Source organism: Streptomyces sp. NPDC051582 (genome assembly GCF_040681715.1).
GTDB lineage: Bacteria > Actinomycetota > Actinomycetes > Streptomycetales > Streptomycetaceae > Streptomyces.
Genome location: NZ_JBFAZJ010000002.1, coordinates 1 through 25594, shown reverse-complemented (window position 1 = coordinate 25594; position 25594 = coordinate 1). Strand labels below are relative to the sequence as shown.

21 protein-coding genes are annotated in these 25594 nt (G+C 73.7%); 14 read left to right on the top strand and 7 right to left on the bottom strand.

Translation table 11 applies throughout. From position 1 onward, the window contains the following. Positions 1-52 precede the first annotated feature (52 nt). Positions 53-1519, top strand: coding sequence for a peptidoglycan recognition protein (locus AB0M92_RS03250; RefSeq protein ID WP_366100379.1), 1467 nt, complete (start codon positions 53-55; stop codon positions 1517-1519). Between the two features lie 42 nt (positions 1520-1561). Then, the gene (locus AB0M92_RS03245; protein WP_366100378.1) at positions 1562-2566 is read left to right on the top strand and encodes a DNA-3-methyladenine glycosylase 2 family protein; all 1005 of its coding nucleotides are present in this window, start codon (positions 1562-1564) and stop codon (positions 2564-2566) included. A 4-nt stretch (positions 2567-2570) separates the two neighbouring features. Here AB0M92_RS03245 and AB0M92_RS03240 read toward each other — a convergent pair whose 3' ends face one another. From AB0M92_RS03240 to AB0M92_RS03230, 3 genes are all read right to left on the bottom strand, one after another. Further along, positions 2571-3896 (bottom strand): coenzyme F420-0:L-glutamate ligase, encoded by a 1326-nt coding sequence (locus AB0M92_RS03240; protein WP_366100780.1) that lies wholly within the window; start codon positions 3894-3896, stop codon positions 2571-2573. A gap of 2 nt (positions 3897-3898) precedes the next feature. Further along, complete coding sequence (gene cofD / locus AB0M92_RS03235; protein WP_366100377.1) at positions 3899-4858, bottom strand: 2-phospho-L-lactate transferase; 960 nt, start codon at positions 4856-4858, stop codon at positions 3899-3901. 72 nt (positions 4859-4930) lie between these two features. After that, on the bottom strand, positions 4931-5476 hold the full coding sequence (locus AB0M92_RS03230) for a cysteine dioxygenase family protein (protein ID WP_366100376.1): 546 nt from the start codon (positions 5474-5476) through the stop codon (positions 4931-4933). A gap of 648 nt (positions 5477-6124) precedes the next feature. On the opposite strand from AB0M92_RS03230, the gene AB0M92_RS03225 reads away from it, so the two are divergent. The 3 genes from AB0M92_RS03225 (at position 6125) to AB0M92_RS03215 (ending at position 11837) form a co-directional block, all read left to right on the top strand. Next, positions 6125-6388, top strand: a complete 264-nt coding sequence (locus tag AB0M92_RS03225) for a WhiB family transcriptional regulator (protein ID WP_003983763.1) — start codon at positions 6125-6127, stop codon at positions 6386-6388. Positions 6389-6687: 299 nt separating this feature from the next. Beyond that, complete coding sequence (locus tag AB0M92_RS03220) at positions 6688-10359, top strand: glycosyltransferase family 2 protein (protein WP_366100375.1); 3672 nt, start codon at positions 6688-6690, stop codon at positions 10357-10359. Next, positions 10356-11837, top strand: a complete 1482-nt coding sequence (locus tag AB0M92_RS03215; RefSeq protein ID WP_366100374.1) for a DUF5719 family protein — start codon at positions 10356-10358, stop codon at positions 11835-11837. The genes AB0M92_RS03220 and AB0M92_RS03215 overlap by 4 nt, the downstream gene beginning before the upstream one ends. 35 nt (positions 11838-11872) lie before the next feature. On the opposite strand, the gene AB0M92_RS03210 is transcribed toward AB0M92_RS03215, so the two are convergent. Beyond that, positions 11873-12352, bottom strand: a complete 480-nt coding sequence (locus tag AB0M92_RS03210; RefSeq protein ID WP_366100373.1) for a metallopeptidase family protein — start codon at positions 12350-12352, stop codon at positions 11873-11875. A gap of 138 nt (positions 12353-12490) precedes the next feature. Here AB0M92_RS03210 and AB0M92_RS03205 point away from each other — a divergent pair, with 138 nt between their 5' ends. From AB0M92_RS03205 to AB0M92_RS03180, 6 genes are all read left to right on the top strand, one after another. Beyond that, positions 12491-12871 (top strand): DUF3499 domain-containing protein, encoded by a 381-nt coding sequence (locus AB0M92_RS03205; protein ID WP_053688375.1) that lies wholly within the window; start codon positions 12491-12493, stop codon positions 12869-12871. A gap of 73 nt (positions 12872-12944) precedes the next feature. Next, complete coding sequence (locus AB0M92_RS03200) at positions 12945-14315, top strand: phosphomannomutase/phosphoglucomutase (RefSeq protein ID WP_366100372.1); 1371 nt, start codon at positions 12945-12947, stop codon at positions 14313-14315. Positions 14316-14401: 86 nt separating this feature from the next. Then, on the top strand, positions 14402-14587 hold the full coding sequence (locus AB0M92_RS03195; RefSeq protein WP_030296876.1) for a Trm112 family protein: 186 nt from the start codon (positions 14402-14404) through the stop codon (positions 14585-14587). Between the two features lie 146 nt (positions 14588-14733). Next, positions 14734-15867: an SIS domain-containing protein gene (locus tag AB0M92_RS03190; RefSeq protein ID WP_366100371.1), complete on the top strand. Its 1134-nt coding sequence runs from the start codon at positions 14734-14736 to the stop codon at positions 15865-15867. A gap of 43 nt (positions 15868-15910) precedes the next feature. Then, positions 15911-17068: a mannose-6-phosphate isomerase, class I gene (manA, locus tag AB0M92_RS03185; protein WP_366100370.1), complete on the top strand. Its 1158-nt coding sequence runs from the start codon at positions 15911-15913 to the stop codon at positions 17066-17068. A 94-nt stretch (positions 17069-17162) separates the two neighbouring features. Beyond that, positions 17163-18092, top strand: coding sequence for a cation diffusion facilitator family transporter (locus AB0M92_RS03180; protein WP_366100369.1), 930 nt, complete (start codon positions 17163-17165; stop codon positions 18090-18092). An 80-nt stretch (positions 18093-18172) separates the two neighbouring features. Here AB0M92_RS03180 and AB0M92_RS03175 read toward each other — a convergent pair whose 3' ends face one another. Further along, complete coding sequence (locus tag AB0M92_RS03175) at positions 18173-20269, bottom strand: fructose-specific PTS transporter subunit EIIC (protein WP_366100368.1); 2097 nt, start codon at positions 20267-20269, stop codon at positions 18173-18175. Between the two features lie 337 nt (positions 20270-20606). Here AB0M92_RS03175 and ahcY point away from each other — a divergent pair, with 337 nt between their 5' ends. Next, positions 20607-22043 (top strand): adenosylhomocysteinase, encoded by a 1437-nt coding sequence (gene ahcY / locus AB0M92_RS03170; protein ID WP_366100367.1) that lies wholly within the window; start codon positions 20607-20609, stop codon positions 22041-22043. Positions 22044-22188: 145 nt separating this feature from the next. Beyond that, entirely contained in the window at positions 22189-22806 is a 618-nt protein-coding gene (locus AB0M92_RS03165) for a hypothetical protein (RefSeq protein WP_366100366.1), read from the top strand. Between the two features lie 25 nt (positions 22807-22831). On the opposite strand, the gene AB0M92_RS03160 is transcribed toward AB0M92_RS03165, so the two are convergent. Both AB0M92_RS03160 and AB0M92_RS03155 read right to left on the bottom strand, forming a co-directional pair. Further along, entirely contained in the window at positions 22832-23137 is a 306-nt protein-coding gene (locus AB0M92_RS03160) for a hypothetical protein (RefSeq protein ID WP_366100365.1), read from the bottom strand. A gap of 18 nt (positions 23138-23155) precedes the next feature. After that, positions 23156-24112, bottom strand: a complete 957-nt coding sequence (locus AB0M92_RS03155; protein WP_366100364.1) for an RDD family protein — start codon at positions 24110-24112, stop codon at positions 23156-23158. 114 nt (positions 24113-24226) lie between these two features. Between AB0M92_RS03155 and AB0M92_RS03150 the strand changes: the two genes are divergently transcribed. Next, positions 24227-25234, top strand: a complete 1008-nt coding sequence (locus AB0M92_RS03150) for a stage II sporulation protein M (protein WP_366100363.1) — start codon at positions 24227-24229, stop codon at positions 25232-25234. The last annotated feature ends 360 nt before the right edge of the window (positions 25235-25594 follow it).

Here is a 25594-nt window from a genome sequence, read left to right as displayed (position 1 = left end):
GCCGTCAGTTCTCCGATGGCGCTTCGTGGTGGCTGTGCTCAGCATCGCTTTCATGCGTGGATTCCTTGCTTCCTCGATCGGTGTCGCGACGGCTGCCGCCCTGGCCCTGCCGCTCGCGCTCTCCACTCCGGCCCTGGCCGCGCCTTCGCAGGGCGCGGCCGCCCCCGTGGCCCCCGCCGGGTCCACCCAGTCGCTGCCGCTCGCCCCAGTGGGTCCCCCCGCGGCCGGCCGGTCGCCCGGCGTCCCCGGCATGAACACCTCGCCGCGGCTGCCCGAGACCCGGGGGCTGGCCCCGCGCGAGGTCAAGAGGTTCTCGCTGGTCGGCGTCGTCTGGGACGACGCGGGCACCGAGCTGTTCGGCCGGGTCCAGGTCCGCACCCGCGCGGTGGCGACCGGGACCTGGTCCGGCTGGCAGGACGTCGAGACCCACAACGGCGAACACGCCCCCGACCTCGGCACCCGCGAGAGCGGCTCCGGCCGCCTCCGCGGCAGCACCGCCCCGCTCTGGGTCGGCGACTCCGACGGCGTCGAGGTCCGCGTCCAGGCGCAGCCCGGGGCCCCGGCCACCCGCGCCGGGGCCCGGCTCCCGTCGGGCATGCGGATCGAACTCGTCGACCCGGGGGCCTCGGACCCGGTGACGGTGGTCGACGCCAAGAACGGCGCCTCCGGCCCCTCCGGCCCCTCCGGCCCCTCCGGCCCCGCCGGCCCCGCCGGCCCCTCCGACGAACCCGAAGGCGACGACAAGGGCGACGTGGTGGCCCTGCCGGGCATGACCATGGAGACGGCGGAGTCCTCCTCCGCCAACGTCCCGCTGGCCGCGCTCGGCGCGAAGGAGATCACCGCCCTCGACAAGGCGGACACCACCGCCGACGCCGTCGCCGACAGCGGCCTCACCGCGGCGGCCCGCCCGTACATCGGCCCGCGGCCGCGGATCGTCACGCGGCTGGGCTGGGGCGCGGACGAAACCCTGCGCGAGTCGGGCTTCGTCTACACGAGCACGGTCAAGGCGGCCTTCGTCCACCACAGCGCCTCCGGCAACAACTACGCCTGCAAGGACGCCCCGGCCGTGCTGCGCAGCCTGTACCGCTACCACGTGGTCAGCAGCGGCTGGCGCGACCTCGGCTACAACTTCGCCGTCGACAAGTGCGGGACGGTGTACGAGGGCCGCGCGGGAGGCGTCGCCAAGGCGGTGCTCGGCGCGCACACCATGGGGTTCAACACGGACAGCATGGGCGTCGCGGTGCTCGGCACGTACACGGGCACCAACCCGCCGGCGGCCGCGGTGAAGGCGGTGGCGCAGCTCACGGCGTGGAAACTGGGGCTGTTCAACCGGGACCCGCGGGCGAAGACCACCCTGAAGTCGGGCGGCGGCAACCGCTTCAAGAAGGGCACCAACGTCAAGCTGAACGTGATCTCGGGCCACCGCGACGGCTTCGCCACGGAATGCCCCGGCAAGCTCCTCTACGCGCAGCTCCCGCCCACCCGCACCTCGTCCGCCAAGCTCCAGGGCCGCCCTTAGGGGCCGCCCCCGGGCGCCGGCCGGCCGGGCTACGCTCGATGCATGGCCGGCCGCTTCGACCCCCTCGACCGCACCGCCGTCCGCGGCGGCCGCACCCAGGTGCCCCCGGGCACGGGGCCCGGCCCCGCCGCGGGCGCCGCCGGCGCCCGCCGGCGGCACCGGAGCCCCGGCGCCCCCGTCGACCTGGGCCTCACCCTCGGCCCCCTGCGCCGCGGCCCCGCCGACCCCACCTTCCGCACCACACCCGACGGCTCCGTCTGGCGGGCCACCCGCACCCCCGGGGGCCCCGCCACCCTGCGCGTGTCCCGCGCCGCGGACGGCGCGATCGAGGCGGAGGCCTGGGGCCCCGGTGCCGACTGGGTGCTGACCGCGCTCCCCGCGCTGCTCGGCGCCGACGACGACCCCGCCGCCTTCGTCCCGCGCCACCGGCTCGTGCACGCCAGCCACCGCAGCCGCCCCGGACTGCGCCTGACCCGTACCGGACTGGTCCTCGAATCGCTGATCCCGGTCGTCCTGGAGCAGAAGGTCACCTCCGACGAGGCCTACCGCTCCTGGCGCCGGCTGGTGCGCCGCTACGGGGAGCCCGCCCCCGGCCCCCAGGACCTGTACGTGATGCCCGACGCCCGCACCTGGGCGCTGATCCCCTCCTGGGGCTGGCACGAGGCCGGGGTGGACATGAAGCGGTCGTCGACCATCGTGCGCGCCGCCCGCGTCGCGGCCCGGCTGGAGGAGGCCGCCGCGATGGAGCCGGCCCGGGCCGCGGCCCGGCTGGAGGCCGTTCCCGGGATCGGCCCGTGGACCTCCGCCGAGACCCTCCAGCGCAGCAACGGCGCCGCAGACGCCGTCACCACCGGCGACCTGCACCTGCCCGGCATCGTCGGCTACGCCCTCACGGGCGAGCGGGACGCCGACGACGAACGGATGCTGGAGCTGCTGGCCCCGTACGCGGGCCAGCGCCACCGCGCCGCCCGCCTGATCCTCCTCGCGGGCCGCACCCCGCCCCGCCGCGCCCCGCGCATGTACCGCAGCGACATCGCCCGTTTCTAGGCGGTCACCGGACCTCGATGAACGCCTCGGCCGACCGCGCGGGCCGCTGTGCCGGGGCCGCCGCGGCATGGCCGACCGCCACGGCGCCCATCGGCTCCCACTCCTGCGGCAGCCCGAGCACCTTGCGCACCACGTCCCGGCAGAACATCGTCGAGGACACCCACGCCGAGCCGAGCCGCTCCCCGGCCAGCGCGACCAGGAAGTTCTGCACGCCCGCGCCCGTCGCGACGACGAACATCTCCCGTTCCGCCGCATCGCGCCGGGCGTGCCCGTAATCGTGCGCGCCGTCCGTCACCATGCACGGCACGACCAGGTACGGGGCATGGCGCAGCACGTCGCCCCGCCGGACCCGCTTGGCGATGGACTCCTCGGACTTGCCGTCGCGCCGCAGGTCCTCGACCCAGGCGTCGCGCATCGCGTCCAGCAGCTCCAGCCGGGCCCCGGCGGACTCCAGCAGGACGAACCGCCACGGCGTCGTGTGGTGCGGGGCCGGGGCGGTCACCGCCGCCGCCACCGCGCGGCGGACCGCGCCCGGGTCCACCGGCTCGTCGGTGAAGGCCCGTACGGTGCGCCGCTGCGTCACGGCCTCCCGCACCGCCTCCGAGGTACCGAGCCGGAACATGTCGTCGGCGGGCGCCCGCACGAGGTCGGCGGCCGCCGATCCCTCGCCGAGTACGTGGCCGAGCCCGCGTACGACGGCCACCGGCAGCCCGGCCGCCTTGCCCTTGACCAGGTCCCCGGCCGCGGCCAGCTCGTCCGCCGTGGCCACTATCGTCGCGCTCAGCGGGTTGCCCCGGTCGTCCGTACCGCCGCGCAGGTCGTCCAGGACCCGCACTCCGGCCGAGCCGATCGCCACGTCGGTCAGCCCGGCGCGCCAGGGCCGCCCGAAGGTGTCGGTCACGATGACGCCGACGTCGACGCTGAGCAGCCCGCGCAGAGCGGAGCGGATCCGGGCGGCGGAGGCGTCGGGGTCCTCGGGCAGCAGCAGGACGGTGCCCGGCTCGGTGTTCGAGGCGTCGACGCCGGCCGCGGCCATGACCAGCCCCTGCCGGTTCTCGACGATCCGCAGGGGGCCCCGGCGCGCGACCACCCGTACGGTCTCGGCGTCGATGGCGTCCTCGCGGGAGTCGGCGCGGACGATCCGGCCCTCCGCCTTGGAGACGATCTTCGAGGTGACCAGCAGGACGTCCCCGTCCCGCAGCCCGGGCTCCGCGGCCGCGATCAGCGCGGCCAGGTCGTCGCCGGGGCGGACCTCCGGGATCCCGGCGAGGGCGCGCACCTCGTACGAGGGGACGGCGGCGACGGCGGGGACGTCGGGGGCGGGGGACACGCTCACCGGGAGGCCTCCGCGAGGGCCAGCGCGGCGCGGGCCATCTCGGCCGTGGCGGCCAGGTCGGTCATCATCAGCGGCACGGCGCGGCAGGCGATCCCGGCGGCCTCCACCTCGGCGACGGCGTCCGCGTCGGCCGTGTCCACGAGCCAGCCGTCGAGGAGTTCCCCGCCGTAGTGCAGGGCGACGGCCGCGGCGGTCGCTTCGACGCCGACGGCGGCCAGCACCTTGTCGGCCATCCCGCGCACGGGCGCGCCCCCGACGATGGGGGAGAGGCCGACGACGGGCGCCCGGGCGGCGGCGACGGCCTCGCGGATGCCGGGCACGGCGAGGATGGTGCCGACCGAGACGACCGGGTTGGACGGCGGGAAGACGATCAGGTCGGCGGCCGCGACGGCTTCCAGCACGCCGGGGGCGGGCTTGGCCTGGTCGGCGCCCACGGGTACGACGGCCTCGGCGTCGAGCGAGGCCCGCAGCCGGACCCAGTACTCCTGGAAGTGGATGACGCGGCGCTCGCCGGTCTCCGGGTCGGTGACGGCGACGTGCGTCTCGACGCGGTCGTCGGACATGGGCAGCAGCCGGACCCCGGGCTCCCAGCGGTCGCAGAGCGCCTCGGTGACGGCGCTCAGCGGGTAGCCCGCGCCGAGCATCTGCGTACGGACGATGTGGGTGGCGAAGTCGCGGTCGCCGAGGCCGAACCAGGACGGTCCGACCCCGTACGCCGCGAGCTCCTCCTTGACGGTGAAGGACTCGTCGGTGCGGCCCCAGCCCTGGTCCTCGTTGATGCCACCGCCGAGGGTGTACATCACCGTGTCCAGATCGGGGCACACCTTCAGCCCGAACAGGTGGATGTCGTCACCGGTGTTGCCGATGACCGTGATGTCCGCGTCGGGAGCGGCGGCCTTGAGGCCGCGCAGGAAACGGGCGCCGCCGATGCCGCCGGCCAGAACAACAATGCGCATGCGGACAGTCTGTCAGCAGGCCGCGGGCCGCCGCCCGGGGGTGGCGGTCGGCCGGCCGGGCGGGCGGGAGTGTCAGGCGGGTACGTGTTCCCGGTGGGCCGGGGAGCAGCCGTGCATCGGCATCTCGGTCAGGCCGGGGAAGTACACGTGCAGGCTGACGGCCCCTTCGAGGGTGTCGTTGACGACCTCGTGGGCGTAGCCGGGGGCGAAGACGCGCTGGGCGCCGGAGCCGAGGGCGAGGGGTCCGCGCGGGCCGTGCTCGGTGAGCTCGCCGTCGAGGACGGTCAGGACGCCGGAGGAGGCGCCGTGGTCGTGGCGGCCGCTGCCCTGGCCGGGGACCCAGCTGAGCAGCCAGACCTCGTAGCCCGGGCCCGTGCGCAGCCGGTGGTACCAGCGGGCGGTGGCGTCGTACCGGACCAGGTGCTCCCATTCGGCGCGGTTCGCGGCGATGGAGCGGGCGAGGCCGACGAATTCGGCGACGGTGGCCGGGTGTTCGCGGGCGGGCTGGAGCAGGTGCTGGACGGAGAGGATGTCGCCGGCGATCTGGAGGTCGCTCTCGACGGCGAGGGGGGCGAGGGCGGCGGTGGTGGCGGGGGCGCTCACGGAGGTGCTGTTCATCGTGGGGAGTCCTCGACGGATGTCAGTCGTGCTGGCGGTCGCTGTGGGGGTGGCCGGAGCTCAGGGGGAGCCGAAGCTCCGCGGGCATCAACAGCTGCAACAGCGACAGAGAACCTGGACAGCACTCAGGAACCCACGAATGGGGGTCCGGGTGGCGGTCGAGGTCACTGACATGGGGACAAGGAGACCGGGTCGCGGGCCCGACTGTCAACCCAATGCCTCGAATGGCCGCAAAAGTTTCATCTGATCCGGTTGCCGTGCTGGGAGAAAGGTTTGTGCAAACCGATGCAGGGGAGGTGGCGCTGCACATCGCGTCATCCCTACAGGCCGTGCCCAAACCTGACGCGCCGCCCCGTGATCGAAATGTGATCTGCGCCGCTTCTTTGGCTTGATCGCAACCGCACCCCGGAGCGGTACGTCGATTGCGGATGAACACGGCCCCGTGGGGCACTCGATGCATGTGTCACGATTTTTGGCGATATGAACACTTTCTGCATACGCTTGGTTCCGCAGAGTGAATAAGGGGCCCAATAGCAGATCTCGGCTTGACTGCCCGGGAGCGGCCCACTTGTAATTTCACTCGTGTCGTTACGTAGCGATGAGTGACGACAACACCACGGGGACGCACAGACAGAGCGAGGGGCGCACATGACCGAGCTGTTTCAGGAACTGCTGGTCGAGGAGGCGGACGAAGAGCTCGGATGGCAGGAGCGCGCTCTGTGCGCCCAGACCGACCCCGAGTCCTTCTTTCCCGAGAAGGGCGGCTCCACCCGCGAGGCCAAGAAGGTCTGCCTCGCCTGCGAAGTCCGCTCCGAATGCCTTGAGTACGCACTCGCCAACGACGAGCGGTTCGGCATCTGGGGCGGTCTCTCCGAGCGCGAACGCCGACGGCTGAAAAAAGCCGCGGTCTGAGCACGCAGCGCAACACCGCGCAACGCACGGCAACGCGCGGCGGCACGCGGCGGTACGCGGCGGTACGCGGAACACCGCACGGCACATCACGCACAACGTCACGCAGAACATCGCGCGCGACAGCGCAACGAGCAGAGCAAACGGTCCGCCTCCTGCACCTTCCCCGCAGGAGGCGGACCGCTGTGTTTCCAGCCGTTAGTGTGGGGCGCTGTCCAGCAGCCTCCGGGAGCACACCACCCCCGGATCCACTCCCCGGACCGCGTCCGGGGGGACCCCCAGGCCGGAGGGCCAGTAGAGCGATGTCCCTGCACAGCCAGTCGACGGCCTCCCACCAGGCTGCCGCCACACCCGAGTTCCCCCGGCACGTCGTCACCGCGGTCCTCGTCGCCCACGACGGCGCCCGCTGGCTGCCCAAAACCCTCGCCGGCCTCCTCGGCCAGGAACGCGCCGCCCAGAACCACGTCGCCGCCGACACCGGCAGCGCCGACGACTCCGCGCGGCTGCTCGGCGAAGCCCTCGGCGAGGACCGCGTCCTGCACCTCGCCCGCCGCACCGGCTTCGGCGCCGCCGTCGACGAGGCCGCCCGCTCCGCCGGCACCCTGACCCCCGAGGACCTCCCGTACCTCAAGCGCCCCAGCGGCTGGGACCCCGTCAGCCGCACCTGGCGCGACGACGCGTACGACCTCCCCGAACTCCCCCACGGCGAACCCGTCCAGTGGCTCTGGCTGCTCCACGACGACAGCGCACCCGAACCCGACGCCCTCACCGAACTGCTCCGCGTCGCCGAGGAGAACCCCGACGCCGCCGTCATCGGCCCCAAACTGCGCGGCTGGTACGACAAGAAGCAGCTCCTCGAAGCCGGCGTCACCATCGCCCGCAGCGGCCGCCGCTGGACCGGCCTCGACCGCCGCGAACAGGACCAGGGCCAGCACGACCAGGTCCGCCCCGTGCTGTCCGTGTCCACCGCCGGCATGCTCGTACGCCGCGACGTGTACGAAGCCCTCGGCGGCTTCGACCGCCGCCTGCCGCTGATGCGCGACGACGTCGACCTGTGCTGGCGCGCCCAGAGCGCCGGCCACGAAGTCCTCGTCGCCCCCGACGCCGTCCTGCGCCACGCCGAGGCCGCCGCCCGCGAGCGCCGCACCGTCGACTGCGCCGGACGTACGAGCTCCAGCCCGCACCGCGTCGACAAGGCCGGCGCCGTCTACACGGTCCTCGCCAACAGCTCCGGCCGCGCCCTGCCGTACGTCCTGCTCCGCCTGCTCGTCGGCACCGTGCTCCGCGCCCTCGCCTACCTCGTCGGCAAGGCCCCCGGCCAGGCCGTCGACGAGATCACCGGCCTCCTCGCCACCCTGCTGCGCCCCGGCCGCATCCTCGGCGCCCGCCGCAGACGCGGCCGCCCCGCCGTCCCCGCCAAGGAACTGCGCCCCCTGTTCCCGCCCCCGGGCGCGAGCGTGCGGGCCAACGCCGAACAGCTCGCCGGGTACTTCGGCGCCGACCGCGACACCGACGCGGCCGCCATCGGCAGGCACGGCGGAGCCGTGGAATCCGGCCCGGGCGGCGACGACGCCGACTACCTGGAGATCGAACAGTTCGCGCGCCTCAAGCGGATCGCCCGCAACCCCGCGCCCGTCCTCTTCGCGCTCCTCCTGCTCGTCTCCGTGATCGCCTGCCGCGCCCTGCTCGGCGGCGGCTCGCTCATGGGCGGCGCCCTGCTGCCCGCCCCCGACGGCGGGCTCGCCCTCTGGCGCGCCTACACCGACGACTGGCAGCCCGTGGCCACCGGCTCCACCGCCGGAGCGCCCCCCTACCTCGCCGTCCTCGGCGCCTTCGCCACCGTGCTGTTCGGCTCCACCAGCGCCGCGCTGACCCTGCTGCTCGTCTGCTCGGTCCCGCTCGCCGGACTCACCGCCTACTTCGCCTCCCGGCCGCTCGTCGAGTCCCGGCTGCTGCGCGCCTGGGCCGCCGTCGCCTACGCCTTCCTGCCCGCCGTCACCGGAGCCCTCGCCGGCGGCCGCCTCGGCACCGCCGTCCTCGCGGTCCTGCTCCCGCTCATCGCCCGCTCCGCCGTCGCCGCCTTCCACTTCGGCGGAGCCGAGGGCGAGCGGGCCGGCTGGCGTCCGGTGTGGACGTACACCCTCCTGCTGACCCTGGCCACCGCCTTCACCCCCGTCGTCTGGCCGCTCGCCGCCGTCCTCGGCACCGCCGCCCTCGCCCCCCGGCTCCGCACGGGCTGGAAGACGTACGGCCTGCGGCTGCTGGCCACCCTCGCCGTCCCGCTGCTCGTGCTCGCCCCCTGGTCGCTGAGCCTGCTCACGCACCCCGGCCGGCTCCTGCACGAGGCCGGCCTGCCCTACGGATCCGGCTCGGCCACCGCCCTGGACCTGCTCGGCATCAGCCCCGGCGGCCCCCGCACCGCCGGCGGCCTGCTGCTCATCGGCATCGTCCTGGCCGCCCTGGCCGCCCTGCTGCGCGCCGAGCGGCAGTTCGCGGTGCGCACCGCCTGGGCCGCCGCCCTCGCCTCGCTGCTGCTGGCCGTCGTCGTCAACCGCACCGGCTGGGCCGGACCCGCCACCCTCGTCTACGGACTGGCCCTGCTCGCCGCGGCCGCCGTCGGCGCCGACGGCGCCAAGGAGCGGGTCGCCGCCAGCAGCTTCGGCTGGCGCCAGCCGCTCGCCGCGCTGATCGCGCTCGCCGCCGCCGCGGGCCCCCTGCTCGGCGCCGCCGGCTGGATGATCAGCGGCGCCGACGGCCCGCTGGAGCGGCGCGACCCGGTCCAGGTCCCCGCGTTCGTCGCCGAGGAGAGCGGCACCCGAGACCAGGCCCGCACCCTCGTCCTCGGCGGCACCTCGCCCGCCACCGTCTCGTACACCCTGGCCCGCGGCTCCGGCGGCCGCCTCGGCGACGCCGAACTCGCCGCCGCGGCCGGCAGCAGCTCCCAGCTCGACAAGGTCGTCTCCAGCCTCGTCGCCGGTTCCGGCGCCGACCAGAGCGACCAGCTCAGCGGGTTCGCGATCCGCTACATCCTGGTCCGCGACGGCGCCCCGCAGCAGATGCGCAAGGTCCTCGACGCCACCCCGGGCCTCAGCCGCCTCAGCCAGCTCGACGGCAGCGCCCTGTGGCGGGTGGACCGCCAGGTCGCCCGCGCCGCCATCGTCCCGGGCAAGCCCGGCGAGGCGCCGATCCCGGTCGCCTCGGGCCCCGTCGAGGTCCACACCAAGATCGGTCCGGGCGAGGCGGGGCGCGTCCTGCGCATCGCCGACCGGGCGGCCCCCGGCTGGGCGGCCACCCTCGACGGAAAGCCCCTCAAGCCCAAGACCCTCGACGGCTGGGCCCAGGGCTTCGAACTGCCCGCCGCGGGCGGCCGCCTCGACCTCGTCCACGAGGACGCGCTGACCCGGACCGCCTGGCACTGGGCGCAGGGCCTGCTCGCGCTCGTGCTGCTCGTGATGGCCCTGCCGGGCCGCAAGGCCCGCCTCGACGACGACCTGCCCGAGGAGGAGGCGGAGGCCGCCGAGCGGTCCGCCGCGGGCGAGGCCGGAGAGGGCCGCCGGGCCCGCCGGCTGCGCGCCGGGGCCGAGTCCGCCGGCGCCGCCACTGCCGCCGCCGAGGAGCCCTCGGGCGCGGTCGCCGACCCGTACGCGCAGATCCCGGCGCAGCCGGTGTACGGGGAGGACGCGTACGCGTACCAGGCGTACGGCGACCAGGGCTACGCGTACGAGCAACCGCAGCCGCAACCGCAGCAGCCCCAGCACCCGCAGCAGCCGTACGTGCCCGCGCCCGCGCAGGCCCCCGGGTACGAGCAGTACCCGTACCCCCAGCAGGGCTACGAGGCCCAGCAGGCGTACCCGCAGCAGCAGCACCAGCAGCAGCAGCACCAGCAGGAGCCGTACCCCTACCCGCCCTACGAGCAGCCGTACGACACCTACGGACAGCACGAGCCGCGTCCCGACGGGAGCCCCCAGCAGTGAAGCAGCGCGCACCCCTGACGCTGGCGGCGGTGGCAGCGGCCCTGGCGGCCGTCACCGGCGTCGGGTACCTCACCGCCCCCGCGGCCCCTGCCGCCGAGGCCAAGCCCGCGGCCGCCGCCCGGATGCCGGTGGAGCGTTCCGCGCTGGTCTGCCCGGCGCCCAGCTCCTCGGACATCGCGGAGACCACGTACACGGCGATCACCCCCGGTGCGGCCGGCGCCGCGGGCAAGGGGACGGCCCGGCTCCTCGGCGCGACCAAGGAGGCCAAGCCGGTGCTGGAGCTCAAGGAGCGCGGCAAGCCGGCCGGGGCCACCGCCTCCGGTGCGGGCGCCCCGGCGCTCACGGGCGTCGCCGACGGGATCCTGGCCCCCGGCTGGACCGCGCAGCAGACCACGAAGGTCACGGTCGGCCGGGCGCGCGGCGTCCTCGGCGTCGCCTGCACCACGCCCGGCACCGACTTCTGGTTCCCCGGCGCGAGCACGGCCAAGGGGCGCGAGGACTACGTGCACCTCACCAACCCCGACGACACCGCGGCCGTGATCGACATCAAGATGTTCGGCCCGGACGGTGCGGTCAAGTCCGAAGGCGGCACCGGCGAGAACATCCGCATCGACCCCAAGTCCACCAAGGCCGTCTCGCTGGCCTCCCTGGCGCCCGCCGCCCAGCTCCCGGACGTCACCGCCCATGTGACGACCCGTGCGGGCCGCGTGGGGGCCTCCGTGCAGGTCGGCGAGGAGGGGGTGGGCGCCGACTGGCTGGCCGCCTCCGCCGACCCGGCGGGCTCGCTGGTGCTGCCCGGGATCCCCGCGGACGCCACCTCCGTACGGCTGGTGGCCTTCGCGCCGGGCGAGGAGGACGCGGACCTCACGGTCAAGCTGGCCGGGCCGAACGGCTCGATCAGCCCGGCGGGCAACGAGCAGCTGCACCTCAAGGGCGGCATGACGGCGAGCCTCGACCTCAAGGACGTGACCCGGGGCGAGGCCGGCTCGCTGGTGCTGGCCCCGGCGAACGGCAAGAAGGCCGTACCGGTGGTGGCGGCCGTTCGCGTGGTCCGCGGCAGCGGAGCCAAGCAGGAGCTGGGCTTCGTCCAGGCGACCGGGCCGGTCGGCGCGCGGGCCACGGTCGCCGACAACCGCGCCGACGAGAACGCGACGGTGCTCTCGCTGACGGCGGCGGGCGGCGCGGACGCGAAGGTCAAGGTGACGGCCTCGGCGGGCACGGAGGCCGGTGAAGCGGCCTCGAAGGAGGTCACGGTCAAGGCGGGCACGACGCAGACCGTGTCGCTGGCCCCGGCGGGCGCCAAGGGCGCCTACGCGCTGACGGTCGAGACGGTCTCCGGCGGTCCGGTGTACGCGGCGCGGACGCTGACCCTGCCGCACGAGGGCATCCCGATGTTCACGGTGCAGACGCTGTCGGACGACCACGCGATGGTCTCGGTCCCCAAGGCCACCCAGGACCTCACGGTCCTGATCGACTAGCGGCCCGTACGAGGGCCGGGACCGACGGCCGGCCGTCAGTCCTGGCCGTACCTCGGGTCCACCGTCTCCGGGGACAGCCCCAGCAGCTCCGCCACCTGCTCCACCACGATCTCGTGCACCAGCAGCGCCCGCTCGTCCCGGCTCTTCGTCCGGATCTCCACCGGCCGCCGGAACACCACGACCCGCGCGGGCCGCCCCGCCCCGTCCGGATCCGACAGCGCCCCGAGCGGCACCGCCTCGTCGTTCCAGCCGGTGGCCGGACCGCCCGGCGGCCCCGGGACGTCCGCGACCACGAACTCCACCTCGGCCAACTGCGGGAACCGCCGCTCCAGCCGTTCGACCGAATCCCGTACGAGGTCCCCGAACAGCTCCGCCCGGCTCGCCGACAAGGGAACCTGCGGCGGTGCCAGCGGCCCCCGCATCCCCCGCCCGTGCCGGTCGCGGCGGCGCGGCCGCGGCTCGGCGGGAGGTTCGGCGGAGCGGGGCGGGCCGGGGGTCAGGGGGCTGTCGGTCACCCCCGCAGCGTAGCCCTCGCGGCCCCTGCCACCCGGGCGTTTCCGGACCCGCCGCGCCCCTCCGCAGGCACGACACGGGGGAGTGGGCCGGGGGAGAGTCGTCGCGGCCCGGTCAAGAGTGCGGTACCGTCCAACGTCGTGAGCCTTGTACGTCGCTGTTCGCGCACTGCGTGCGGCCGCCCTGCCGTCGCGACACTGACGTACGTCTACGCCGATTCGACCGCAGTCCTCGGCCCGCTCGCCACCTACGCGGAACCCCACTGCTACGACCTGTGCGCCGAGCACTCCGAGCGCCTGACCGCCCCGCGCGGCTGGGACGTCGTGCGCCTGACGGACGGATCCGCCCCCTCCCGCCCGAGCGGCGACGACCTCGAAGCCCTCGCCAACGCCGTGCGCGAAGCGGCCCGTCCGCACGACCGCGCCGCCCAGGCCGGCGGCACCGGTCCGGGCAGCGGGGGCAGCGGCACCGGGGAGACGCGTCGCGGACACCTGCGGGTCCTGCGTTCGCCCGACTCCTGACATCACATGGTCTGAAAAGCCCCTCGCCGTGCAGGTAGGTTTGCTCCACCGCACAGCACCAGGAGGGCAGGCAGTGGCCGCAGATCTTTCGAACATCGTCAAGGCGTACGACGTACGTGGTGTCGTACCCGACGAGTGGGACGAGTCGCTGGCCGAGCTGTTCGGGGCCGCCTTCGTCGAGGTCACCGGCGCGACGGCCATCGTCGTCGGCCACGACATGCGCCCCTCCTCGCCCGCCCTGTCGGGCGCCTTCGCCCGCGGCGCAGCCGCCCGCGGCGTGGACGTCACCCTGATCGGGCTGTGCTCCACCGACCAGCTGTACTACGCCTCCGGCACGCTGGACCTGCCCGGCGCGATGTTCACCGCCTCGCACAACCCGGCCCGCTACAACGGCATCAAGCTCTGCCGGGCCGGCGCCGCCCCCGTCGGGCAGGACAGCGGCCTCTCCACCGTCCGCGAGCTCGTCGAGCAGTGGTCCGAGCAGGGCGCCCCGGCCGTCGCCGAAGGCACCGCTCCCGGCACGATCACCGGGCAGGACACCCTCGCCGGCTACGCCGAGCACCTCAAGGCCCTGGTCGACCTGCGCGCCATCCGCCCGCTCAAGGTCGTCGTCGACGCGGGCAACGGCATGGGCGGCCACACCGTCCCGACCGTGTTCAAGGGCCTGCCGCTGGAGCTCGTCCCGATGTACTTCGAGCTCGACGGCACCTTCCCGAACCACGAGGCCAACCCCCTCGACCCGAAGAACATCGTCGACCTCCGGGCCCGCGTGAAGGCCGAGGGCGCCGACCTCGGCCTCGCCTTCGACGGCGACGCCGACCGCTGCTTCGTCGTCGACGAGCGCGGCGAGGGCGTCTCCCCGTCCGCCGTCACCGCCCTGGTCGCGGCCCGCGAACTGGCCCGCAACGGCGGCACCGGCACCGTGATCCACAACCTGATCACCTCCTGGTCGGTCCCCGAGGTCGTCCGCGAGCACGGCGGCACCCCCGTGCGCACCCGCGTCGGCCACTCCTTCATCAAGGAGGAGATGGCGAGGTCCGGCGCCATCTTCGGCGGCGAGCACTCGGCGCACTACTACTTCAAGGACTTCTGGAACGCGGACACCGGCATGCTCGCCGCGCTCCACGTCCTCGCCGCCCTCGGCGGCCAGGAGGGCCCGCTCTCCGAGCTGGTCTCCTCGTACGACCGCTACGCGGGCTCCGGCGAGATCAACTCCACCGTCGCCGACCAGGCCGACCGGCTCGCCGCCGTCAAGGCCGTGTACGGCGGTGCCGAGGGCATCACCCTCGACGAGCTCGACGGCCTGACCGCCGTCTCCGCCGACTGGTGGTTCAACCTGCGCGCCTCCAACACCGAGCCGCTGCTGCGCCTCAACGTCGAGGCCCGCGACCCCCAGACCCTCGCCAAGGTCCGCGACGAGGTCCTCGCCCTCGTCCGGGCCTAGAGCCCGTGTCACCGCCGGGCCGCGCCAGGTGCGGCCCGGCGGTACGCTGACCTCGCCCAATCCGCATGTTCGAAGGGAACCGCCCCATGCCGCTCGAAGCCGGCCTTCTGGAGATCCTCGCCTGCCCCGCCTGCCACTCGCCCCTTGAGGACAAGTCGGCGGACGAAGCGGCTCCCGAGCTGATCTGCACCGGTCGGGACTGCGGCCTCGCCTACCCGGTCCGCGACGGCATCCCGGTCCTCCTCGTCGACGAGGCCCGCCGCCCCGCCTGAGGCCGCGCCCCGGGCCCCGGGCCCGGGACCGCCCGGGCAACGCACGGGCCGCACAGGCACCGAACAGGCATCAAGGGGCGCCCGTCGCAGCACCGGGCGCCCGAGCAACCGAGTCGCCCGCCCTTCTGAATCAGCCGGAGGCCGCAATGCTCGACGAGTCGCTCCTCGACGCACCGGACGAGCTCGCCCGCGCCGACCGCCGCGGCCTGCTCCGCGGCGCCGCCGAGGCCGGGGCCAGAGTCCGCACCGCTGCCCGGCACGCGACCGAGGCGGGCCTCGCCGACCTGCGCCCCGACGGCCGGCCCCGCGCCGTGCTCATCGCCGGGCCCGGCACCGCCGCCACCGGCGTCGCCGACCTGCTCGGCGCCCTCGCCGGAGCCTGCGCACCCGTCACCCGGCTGCACCCCACCGGCGTCGCCCACGCCGCCGGCGCCCTGCGCTGGGCGCTGCCCGGCTGGGCCGGCTCCGTCGACCTGCTGCTCCTGGCCACCACCGACGGCACCGAGCCCGGGCTCGCCGTCCTCGCCGAGCAGGCCTACCGGCGCGGCTGCACCGTCGTGGCCGTCGCCCCCGAGAGGTCCCCGCTGAGCGAGGCCGTCGACGGCGCGCACGGGCTCCTGGTACCGATGGCCAAGGCCCCGTACCAGGAGTACGACGAATCCGCGGCGGCCGGCCCCGGCGCCCTGTGGGCCCTGCTCACCCCGCTGCTCGTGCTCCTCGACAAGGTCGGTCTGATCGCGGCCGCCCCCGAGACCCTGCAGCGCGTCGCCGACCGGCTCGACCGCACCGCGGAGCGCTGCGGACCGGCCATCGCCACGTACTCCAACCCGGCCAAGACCCTCGCCGCCGAGCTCGCCGACACCCTCCCGCTCATCTGGAGCGAGGGCGCCGGCGCCGGACCGGCCGGGCGCCGCTTCGCCGCCACCCTCGCCGAACTCGCAGGCCGCCCCGCCCTGGCCGCAGACCTGCCCGAAGCCCTGCCGGCCCACGGGGTCCTGCTCGCCGGCTCCTTCGCCGCCGGGGCCGATCCCGAAGACTTCTTCCGTGACCGGGTGGAGGAGCCCCAAGCGCTCCGCGCCCGCATCGTCCTGCTGCGCGACCGGCCCACGGGCGGCCTCACCGCCGCCCCGGCCGCGCGCGAGCTCGCCCTCAGCCACGACACGGCCATCAGCGAGCTCGAACCGGAGGAGGGCGGCGAACTGGAACAGATCGCCGAACTCCTCGCCGTCACGGACTTCGCCACCGCCTACCTGGCGCTGGCGACCAGGGGACACGGCTGAGCACACCACCGTGCCGGCCCTTCATCCAGGAAGACGGACGAAGATGGACCGCCTGACGAATACGATCCGCCCCTACGCCTGGGGATCGACCACCGCGATCCCCGGGCTCCTCGGCGTAGAACCCACCGGGGAGCCCCAGGCCGAGATGTGGATGGGCGCCCACCCCGGCGCCCCCTCCCGCCTCGACCGCGGCGCCGGCGAGACCACCCTCGCGGACGTCATCGCCGCCGACCCCGAGCGCGAGCTCGGCGCGGCCGCCGTCACCAAGTTCGGCCCCCGGCTGCCCTTCCTCCTCAAACTCCTCGCGGCCGGCGCCCCGCTCTCCCTCCAGGTCCACCCCGACCTCGAACAGGCCGAAGCCGGCTACGCCGACGAGGAGCGCCGCGGGATCCCGGCCGACGCGGGGCACCGCAACTACAAGGACCCCCATCACAAGCCCGAGATGATCTGCGCGCTCACCCCCTTCGACGGCCTGTGCGGGTTCCGCCCGCCGCTGGAGGCCGCCGAACTCCTCGAAGGCCTCGGGGTGGACTCGCTCAAGCCGTACGCCGACCTCCTGCGGGCCCACCCGGAGGAAGCGGCCCTGCGCGAGATGCTCACCGCCGTACTGACCGCGGACCGCGCCGAGATGGCCCGTACGGTCGCCGAGGCCGGCGCCGCGATCGAGCGCCTCGGGGACCCGTACGCCCCGTACGCCTCCCTCGTCCACCACTACCCGGGCGACCCGGGCGTGATCGCGGCGATGCTCCTCAACCACGTACGACTCCAGCCCGGCGAGGCGATGTTCCTCGGCGCCGGCGTCCCGCACGCCTACCTCGACGGCCTCGGGGTGGAACTGCTGGCCAACTCCGACAACGTGCTGCGCGCCGGGCTCACCCCCAAGCACGTGGACGTGCCCGAGCTCCTGAAGATCGTGCGCTTCGAGCCCGCCGACCCGGCCGTACAGCGCCCCGAGGGCAACGGCGAGGAGGTCTACGAGTCCCCCGCCGACGAATTCCGGCTCTCCCGCTTCGCACTGGCCCCCGGCGCCGCCCCCCACCCCCTCCCGGCCGGGGCCCCGCAGATCCTGCTCTGCACGGCGGGCCGCCCGAAGGCGGGCGAAGTGACGCTGTCCCCCGGGGAGTCGGTCTTCGTCCCGGCCGACGAAAAGGTCGAACTGTCCGGTATCGGCACCATTTTCCGGGCCACCGTGCCGGTGTGAACGTGGCGTCCGCCGCTGCGACTGCAACAATGTGCCGCCGTAGCGCGGCGCCCCGGGCAGGGGCGCCGTACCGAGGAAGGGACTCCGGAAACCCATGAGCGCGTCGGGCGGTACCAGGGCGATCGTGGCGGCACTCGCCGCCAACCTCGCCATCGCTGTAGCCAAGTTCGTGGCCTTCGTCTTCAGCGGCTCGTCGTCGATGCTCGCGGAAAGCGTCCACTCGCTGGCCGACTCCGGGAACCAGGGGCTGCTGCTCCTCGGCGGCAAGAAGGCCCAGCGCGAGGCGACCCCGCAACACCCCTTCGGGTACGGGCGCGAGCGCTACATCTACGCCTTCCTCGTCTCCATCGTGCTCTTCACCGTCGGTGGCATGTTCGCCATCTACGAGGGCGTCGAGAAGGTCCAGCACCCGCACCCCATCGAGGACTGGTACTGGCCGATCGGCGTGCTCCTCTTCGCGATCGTCGCCGAAGGGTTCTCCTTCAAGACGGCGATCAAGGAGTCGAACGAGATCCGCGGCTCCCTGTCGTGGGGCCAGTTCATCAAGCGCGCCAAGGCCCCCGAGCTGCCGGTGGTCCTGCTGGAGGACTTCGGCGCGCTCGTCGGCCTGGTCCTCGCCCTCGGCGGCGTCGGCCTCGCGCTCGCGACCGGCGACGGCGTCTGGGACGGCATCGGCACCCTGTGCATCGGCACCCTGCTGATCCTCATCGCCATCGTCCTGGCCGCCGAGACCAAGTCCCTGCTGCTCGGCGAGGCCGCGGGCACGGAGGACGTCGAGAAGATCAAGGCGGCGCTCGTCGACGGCGACGTCGTCACCCGCGTCATCCACATGCGCACCCTCCACCTCGGCCCGGAGGAGCTGCTGGTCGCCGCGAAGATCGCCGTCGAGGGCGACGACACCGCGACGCAGGTGGCGGACGCCATCAACGCCGCCGAGGCCCGGATCCGCGCGGCGGTCCCGATCGCCCGCGTGATCTACCTGGAGCCGGACATCTACAGGGCGGAAGCCGCCGCCAAGGGCTGACCAGCCTTCGGGACGCACGAAGGCCCCCGCCGCGCAGGACGCGCCGCGGGGGCCTTCGCGTCTTCCGGCCGGCCGCCCGGTCACCCGATCTCGCGGAGCACCTCCAGGACCGCCGGGGTGTCCGGCGCCGATCCGAGGCGCTCGCGGAAGTCCTCGTCCATCAGCTTGCGGGACAGCAGCGCGAGGATCCTCAGGTGCTCGTCGCCGGCGGCGGCCTCCGGAACGGAGATCATGAAGACCAGCCGGGCCCTCGTCCCGTCCAGCGATCCCCACTCGATGCCCGCCCCGGACCGGGCGAAGCCCACCGTCGGCCGGGACACCGCGTCCGTCTTGGCGTGCGGGATCGCGATGGACTCGCCGAGACCCGTCGTGCCCTGCGCCTCGCGGGCGAGGGCGACCCGTACGAGCTCGTCCACGTCCCGTACGTTGCCGGTCGCGGCCAGCATCTCGGCCATCTCGCGGATGGCCGCCTCCTTGGAGCCGGAGGCCAGCTCGGTCTTCACGGTCTGCGCGGTCAGGTACCCGGAGAGCACGTCGGGCGTCGCGGGCGCGGCCACGGAGGCAGCGGGGGCGGCCGCGGCGGCGGGGGCGGCCGCGGCCATGGCCACGGCCGCGGCAGTGCCCGTACCCGCGCCGACGCCCGCGAGCACCGCCGGCCCGGGGGCACCGGTACCCGTACCCGTACCCGCACCGGCACCGGCGGCGACCGGTGCCACGGCGGCGATCGCCCCCCGGCGCGCCTTGAGGTCGATGAGGGCGTTGGTCGTCAGGGCGGTGACCACCGTGCCCGCCGCGATGGCGATCAGGAACCAGGCCCAGCCGCTGATCGCGCCCAGCGCGGCCACGACCGGACCGCCGTGCGGCACGTGGTCGCCCACGCCCGCCGCACCGGCGATCGCCCCGGCCACCGCACCACCGAGCATGTTCGCCGGTATCACGACCGCCGGCCGCGCCGCCGCGAACGGGATCGCGCCCTCCGAGATGCCGAACATCCCCATGAACAGCGCGGCCATGCCGGTCTCGCGCTCCTGGTCGGAGTACAGCCTGCGGCGCAGCAGCGTCGCCAGGCCCTGGCCCAGCGGCATGACCGGGATGGCCGCCGCGCACATGCCCATGACCGCGTGGTTGCCGGAGGCGATGAGCCCCGTACCGAAGAGGAACGCCGTCTTGTTGACCGGGCCGCCCATGTCGAAGGCGATCATCAGGCCGAGGATCGCGCCGAGCAGGACCGCGCTGCTCCCGGTCATCCCGGACAGCCAGCTCGTCAGGTTCTCGAACACCCACGAGATCGGCTTGCCGATGACGTAGACGAAGAACAGGCCCAGCGTCGTCGTCGCGACGATCGGGATCACGATGATCGGCATGATCGGCCGGACGGGCTTGGGGACCTTGACCTTCCTGATCCACAGGACCAGGTAACCGGCCAGGAAGCCGGTCACGATGGCGCCGATGAAGCCCGCGCCCGCCTTGGAGCCGTAGAGCGCCCCGGTGTTCGCGATGAATCCGCCGATCATGCCGGGCACGAGCGCCGGACGGTCGCCGATGGCGTACGCGATGTAGCCGGACAGGATCGGGATCATCAGCTGGAAGCCGATGCCGCCGATGGCGTTCACGTGAGCCCAGAACGTGCCCTCGGGGATCACGTATCCTTCGGCGGTCGCGTGCCCGCCGAGGGCGAGCGAGACGGCGATCAGCAGACCGCCGACGACCACGAACGGGATCATGTACGAGACGCCGTTCATCAGCGCCTTGTACGCGAGGCTGCGCTCCTTGCCGCCCCCGCCGCCCCCGCCGACCGGGCCCGCCGCGGTCCCCGGCTGCACCGGCGCGCTCCGCACGCGCTCGATGAGCTCCTCCGGCCGGTGGATGCCGTCGGCGACCCCGGTGGACAGCACCCGCTTGCCGGCGAACCGCTCGCGGTCCACCTCCTTGTCGGCGGCGATGATGATCCCGTCCGCCTCTCTGACATCGTTGTCAGCGAGCACGTTCTCGGCCCCGATGGAGCCCTGCGTCTCCACCTTCATGTCGACGCCGAGGCGGGCGGCGGCCTGCTGGAGCTTCTCCGCGGCCATGTACGTGTGCGCGATCCCGGTGGGGCACGCGGTGACGGCGAGGAGCTTCAGGCGCGCGCCCCCGCTCGTGGTCCCGCCACCGGGAGAGTCGGCCGGAGTGGTCACTGCAATCTCCTTCTCGCGCGTACGAACGATCCTCCGGCATCGTCCAACACACAAGGGCCGGACCGAAAGTCCGAAAGGCCTGAATCAGGCCGCCGGACGGCCCCGTTCAGCCGCCGGCTTCCGGCCCGGCTTCCCCGGCCCACTGGGGCGCGCCCGGCCCATCGGTGTAGATTCGTCATCAGTGTCAGGCGTCGCTGCTGATGGCGGTCGGGCGGTCCTCGCGACCGGCCGAGGGGAGAGAGGGCCCCCGACGGACTGAGCGACCGGTGCACCGTCTTCACCAGGCGATGCGCGGCTCAGCCGTACCCACCCTCTCCACCCATGAGGAGCAGCACCCATGGACTTCAAGGTCGCCGACCTTTCCCTCGCCGCCTTCGGCCGCAAGGAGATCACCCTCGCCGAGCACGAGATGCCCGGTCTGATGTCGATCCGCCGCGAGTACGCCGACGCCCAGCCCCTGGCCGGCGCCCGCATCACCGGCTCCCTGCACATGACCGTGCAGACCGCCGTCCTGATCGAGACCCTGGTCGCCCTCGGCGCCGACGTCCGCTGGGCCTCCTGCAACATCTTCTCCACCCAGGACCACGCGGCCGCCGCCATCGCGGTCGGCCCGAACGGCACCCCGGAGAACCCGCAGGGCATCCCCGTCTTCGCCTGGAAGGGCGAGACGCTGGAGGAGTACTGGTGGTGCACGGAGAAGGCGCTGACCTGGCCGAACACCCCCACCGGCGGCCCGAACATGATCCTCGACGACGGTGGTGACGCCACCCTCCTCGTCCACAAGGGCGTCGAGTTCGAGAAGGTCGGCTCCGCCCCGGACCCGTCGACGGCGGACTCCGAGGAGTACGCCCACATCCTCACCCTGCTGAACCGCACCCTCGGCGAGAGCCCGCAGAAGTGGACGCAGCTCGCGTCCGAGATCCGCGGCGTCACCGAGGAGACCACCACCGGTGTCCACCGCCTCTACGAGATGATGGACGAGGGCACCCTGCTCTTCCCGGCGATCAACGTCAACGACGCCGTCACCAAGTCGAAGTTCGACAACAAGTACGGCTGCCGCCACTCCCTCATCGACGGCATCAACCGTGCCACCGACGTCCTCATCGGCGGCAAGGTCGCGGTCGTCTGCGGCTACGGCGACGTCGGCAAGGGCTGCGCCGAGTCGCTGCGCGGCCAGGGCGCCCGCGTCATCGTCACCGAGATCGACCCGATCTGCGCGCTCCAGGCGGCCATGGACGGCTACCAGGTCGCGACGCTGGACGACGTCGTCGAGACGGCCGACATCTTCATCACGACCACGGGCAACAAGGACATCATCATGGCCGCCGACATGGCCAAGATGAAGCACCAGGCGATCGTGGGCAACATCGGGCACTTCGACAACGAGATCGACATGGCCGGCCTGGCCAAGGTCGACGGCATCGTCAAGGACGAGGTCAAGCCGCAGGTCCACACCTGGACGTTCCCCGACGGCAAGGTCCTGATCGTCCTCTCCGAGGGCCGCCTGCTGAACCTCGGCAACGCGACCGGCCACCCGTCGTTCGTCATGTCGAACTCCTTCGCGGACCAGACCCTGGCCCAGATCGAGCTCTTCACCAAGCCCGCCGAGTACCCGACCGACGTCTACGTGCTGCCCAAGCACCTCGACGAGAAGGTCGCCCGCCTCCACCTCGACGCCCTCGGCGTCAGGCTCACGACGCTCCGCCCGGAGCAGGCCTCCTACATCGGCGTCAAGGTCGAGGGCCCGTACAAGCCGGACCACTACCGCTACTGATCCCGGCCGGATCCGCGCGGACGCGCGGATCCCCGCGGATGCACGGCACCGAGCAGGCCCCCGGCACGTACGCCGGGGGCCTGCCCCGTGAGCAGGACCGGTACGACCCGTACGACCCCGTACGACGCACGCAAGGACGGCACCCATGCCCCGCGGCCGCTACTCGCTCCACGACCCGCACGACCACACGCCCCTCGGCGAGGAGCACTTCCACTGCGCGCCCGGCCCCTCCGGCTGGCGCTACGTCTCCCAGCTCACCGGCCCGGACGGCGACCACCGCGGCTCGGTCGACCTCGCGATCGACGAACTAGGCCGCCCCATCCGCCTCGAAGCGAACGCCGCGAGCTGGCAGGTGCGCGGCGCGGCCATCGACGGGGTCACCTGGGTGCGCTCCGACCCCACGGGATCCGAGGCCACCGAGGGCAACGTCCCCGCCGCGGGCTTCACCGGCACCTCACCCGCCTTCCTCGTCGCCACCGCCCGCCTGCTCCGGCTCGCCCCCGGCGCCGCCGCGACCCGGGTCCGGCTCGTGGCGCTGACCGACCCGGTGCTGGCGCCCCGTACGGTCGACCAGGCCTGGGCCCTGCGGGGGCGCGCCGAGCACGCGACGGACGGCGGAGCGCTCGTGGTGGACGAGTACCAGGTCACCGCCCTGGACACGGGCGAGGTGCATACGGTCCACATCGCGGGCGACGTCGTCCTCGCGGCCCCGGGCATCGAACTGGAACACCTGGAGACCCCGCCCTCGACGTTCGAGGACTGACGCCCGCCCGGCTCCCGGCCCCGGATCAGCCCCGTTCGTCGGGGTGGCTCCACTCGACGGCGCAGGCCGCAGCGGGCGCGGCTTCCTTCGCGTACCAGGCGACGGACTTCTCGAACTCCGGGCACCACAGGTGGGCGCGGCTGACGGAGACCGGGAAGTCGGACCCGCCGGTGACGGCGTACCCGCCGTCCTCCCGCCGGATGCCGATCGTGACCTGGCGGCCGATGCCCTCGTCCCGCATCAGCTCGCGGAGCTCCTCGACGACGGCTTGCGCCCGGGCCTCGTCCTCGATGCCCGTGACGCGGAGGGTGAATGCGACGTTCGCTGACATGTCGCGCAGGTCAGGCGATCATCCCGGGGGCGCGAACCCGGTCGCGGGCCGCGGGGGCGCGCCGGTCGCGGGCATCTCGCCCGGGACCGGGACCGGGGGAGTGGCGGGGGCCACGGCCGGCGGTACGTACGCGCCGGGGCCCTGCTGCCCCCAAGCGTCCGGCATCGGGCCGGGCACCGCGGGCGGCGCGTACGCGGGCGCGACCGGAGGCGCGTACGCGGGCGCGCCGCCGCCGAACGCGCGGGCCGCGTCCCGGCTCTGCCGCTCGTGCACCACCGCCATCAAGAACGCGGCGGCCGGCACACCCACCGGCGCCGGAGCCCCCGTACGCGCCACCAGGTCGTCGGCGAGCCGCACCGCCATCGCGGCGCCCACCTGCGGGTCCAGCTGGTTCATCCGCGTCAGGTATTGGCGTATCGCCAGCCACAGCCCGTCCGGTACGGCAGACAGGTCCAGCCCGGAGAACCGCCCTGCCAGCCACGGCGGCGGCGGGGGCAGCGGCATCACCCGCACCCCCGGCGCCCGCTCCCGTACGACCAGGGCCCCCGCGAACACGTCGCCCAGCCGCCGACCGCGGGCCGAGATCAGCGAGGCGATGCAGGCGATGGCACCGAAGGTGCCCAGCAGCTCCACGACCCCCATCGCCCCGCGCACCAGCGCGTGCCGGAACCGGATCGGCCCGCCGTCGTCGCGGACCACGCGCAGCCCGCAGGCGAGCTTGCCGAGCGAGCGTCCGTGGGACAGCGTCTCCACCGCGATCGGCACCCCGACCAGCACCAGCAGGAAGGACGCCACCGAGACCGCGGCCTGTGCGGCGGGATCGAGGGAAGCGGTGGCCAGGGCCAGTCCGATCGAGATGATCAGGTAGCCGGTGATGTACACGAGCAGGTCGAGGAAGATCGCCAGCGCCCGGCTCGGCAGCCTCGCCGGCCGCAACCCCAGGACGACCGCGTCCCCCGTCACCAGATCGCTCACCCTGCACACCCTTCCCGTGACCGGACCCGCCCCTCGGCCACCAGTCTGCCAAGCTGACCACAGTAGAAGTAAGCAGAAGCAGAGCAGGTCCTGGGGCAGGGGAGCGGTAACCGGATGGATCTCGACGTCTTCGTGACGGCCCACCGGGCGGAATGGGACCGCCTGGAGCAGCTGCTCGGCCGCGGCCGCAGGCTGACCGGAGCCGAGGCGGACGAACTGGTCGCGCTCTACCAGCGGGCCTCCACCCACCTCTCGCTGATCCAGTCGAGCACCCCGGACCCGATGCTCACGGGCCGCCTGACCCAGCTCGTCGCCCGTGCCCGCGCCACGGTGACGGGCGCCCGCCGCGCCGGCTGGCGAGACGCGGCCCGCTTCTTCACCGCGAGCTTCCCGGCCGCCGTCTACCGCAGCCGCCGCTGGTGGATACCGACGGCGCTGCTCTCCACGGCGGTCGGCGTCCTCCTCGGCTGGTGGATAGCCACGCACCCGGAGGTCCAGGGGGCCATCGCGGCCCCGGAGGACCTGAAGGCGCTCACGAAGCCGGGCGGCGGGTACGAGACGTACTACTCCAGCCACCCGGCGGGCTCCTTCGCCGCCCAGGTCTGGACGAACAATGCCCAGGCGGCCGCGGTCTGCCTGGTCCTGGGTGCGTTCCTGGGGATACCCGTGCTGTGGATCCTGTTCGTGAACATGCTCAACCTGGGGACGGGCATCGGCCTGATGGCCTCGGCGGGCCGTCTCGACGTCTTCCTCGGCCTGATCCTCCCGCACGGCCTGCTCGAACTGACCGCGGTGTTCGTGGCGGCCGGCACCGGCCTGCGCCTCGGCTGGACGGTCATCGACCCGGGCCCGCGCACCCGCAGGGCCGCCCTGGCCGAGCAGGGGCGCGCCGCGCTGGGCATGGCGATCGGCCTGGCGGTGGTCCTGTTCGTATCGGGCCTGATCGAGGGCTTCGTCACCCCGTCCGGCCTTCCCACCTGGGCCCGCATCACGATCGGCGTCGCGGCAGAGGGCCTGTTCCTGACGTACGTCTACGTCCTCGGCGGCCGGGCCGCGCGCGCGGGTGAGGCGGGCGACGTGGAAGCCGCAGACCAGACGGCCACGCTGCCCACGGCGGCCTGAGTCGTCCTGAGGCGGCCTGAAGCGGTGCGATGTGCGTCGCACCCCGTTCAGCTGCTAGTCTCCTCGTCGTCCCGCAGCGACTGTTGACACCGTCGCCGTGGGGAGGTAGATTCGAACGGTTGCCTCGAACTGGACAAGTTCGGCAGCGATGGTTTAAAATCTCTCTCGCCCCCAACAGGAATTGAATTCCAATGGGGCACAGTCGACTCCTCATCCAGGAATCCGAAGCCGGGAAATCCGGTGGAAAACTTCTGATAGAGTCGGCATCGCCGGAAAGGGAAAACGCGAAAGCGAAGAACCTGGAAAGCAAGCGGAACTGACTCTGATAGAGTCGGAAACGCAAGAACGAAGAACGAAAGC

Excerpts from the sequence above, each read along its gene's own strand:
- AB0M92_RS03250 (WP_366100379.1), top strand. The coding sequence starts at position 53 with ATGCGTGGATTCCTTGCTTCCTCGATCGGTGTCGCGACGGCTGCCGCC.
- AB0M92_RS03245 (WP_366100378.1), top strand. The coding sequence starts at position 1,562 with ATGGCCGGCCGCTTCGACCCCCTCGACCGCACCGCCGTCCGCGGCGGC.
- cofD (WP_366100377.1), bottom strand. The coding sequence starts at position 4,858 with ATGCGCATTGTTGTTCTGGCCGGCGGCATCGGCGGCGCCCGTTTCCTG.
- AB0M92_RS03230 (WP_366100376.1), bottom strand. The coding sequence starts at position 5,476 with ATGAACAGCACCTCCGTGAGCGCCCCCGCCACCACCGCCGCCCTCGCC.
- AB0M92_RS03225 (WP_003983763.1), top strand. The coding sequence starts at position 6,125 with ATGACCGAGCTGTTTCAGGAACTGCTGGTCGAGGAGGCGGACGAAGAG.
- AB0M92_RS03220 (WP_366100375.1), top strand. The coding sequence starts at position 6,688 with ATGTCCCTGCACAGCCAGTCGACGGCCTCCCACCAGGCTGCCGCCACA.
- AB0M92_RS03195 (WP_030296876.1), top strand. The coding sequence starts at position 14,402 with ATGCCGCTCGAAGCCGGCCTTCTGGAGATCCTCGCCTGCCCCGCCTGC.
- AB0M92_RS03190 (WP_366100371.1), top strand. The coding sequence starts at position 14,734 with ATGCTCGACGAGTCGCTCCTCGACGCACCGGACGAGCTCGCCCGCGCC.
- manA (WP_366100370.1), top strand. The coding sequence starts at position 15,911 with ATGGACCGCCTGACGAATACGATCCGCCCCTACGCCTGGGGATCGACC.
- AB0M92_RS03180 (WP_366100369.1), top strand. The coding sequence starts at position 17,163 with ATGAGCGCGTCGGGCGGTACCAGGGCGATCGTGGCGGCACTCGCCGCC.
- ahcY (WP_366100367.1), top strand. The coding sequence starts at position 20,607 with ATGGACTTCAAGGTCGCCGACCTTTCCCTCGCCGCCTTCGGCCGCAAG.
- AB0M92_RS03165 (WP_366100366.1), top strand. The coding sequence starts at position 22,189 with ATGCCCCGCGGCCGCTACTCGCTCCACGACCCGCACGACCACACGCCC.
- AB0M92_RS03160 (WP_366100365.1), bottom strand. The coding sequence starts at position 23,137 with ATGTCAGCGAACGTCGCATTCACCCTCCGCGTCACGGGCATCGAGGAC.
- AB0M92_RS03150 (WP_366100363.1), top strand. The coding sequence starts at position 24,227 with ATGGATCTCGACGTCTTCGTGACGGCCCACCGGGCGGAATGGGACCGC.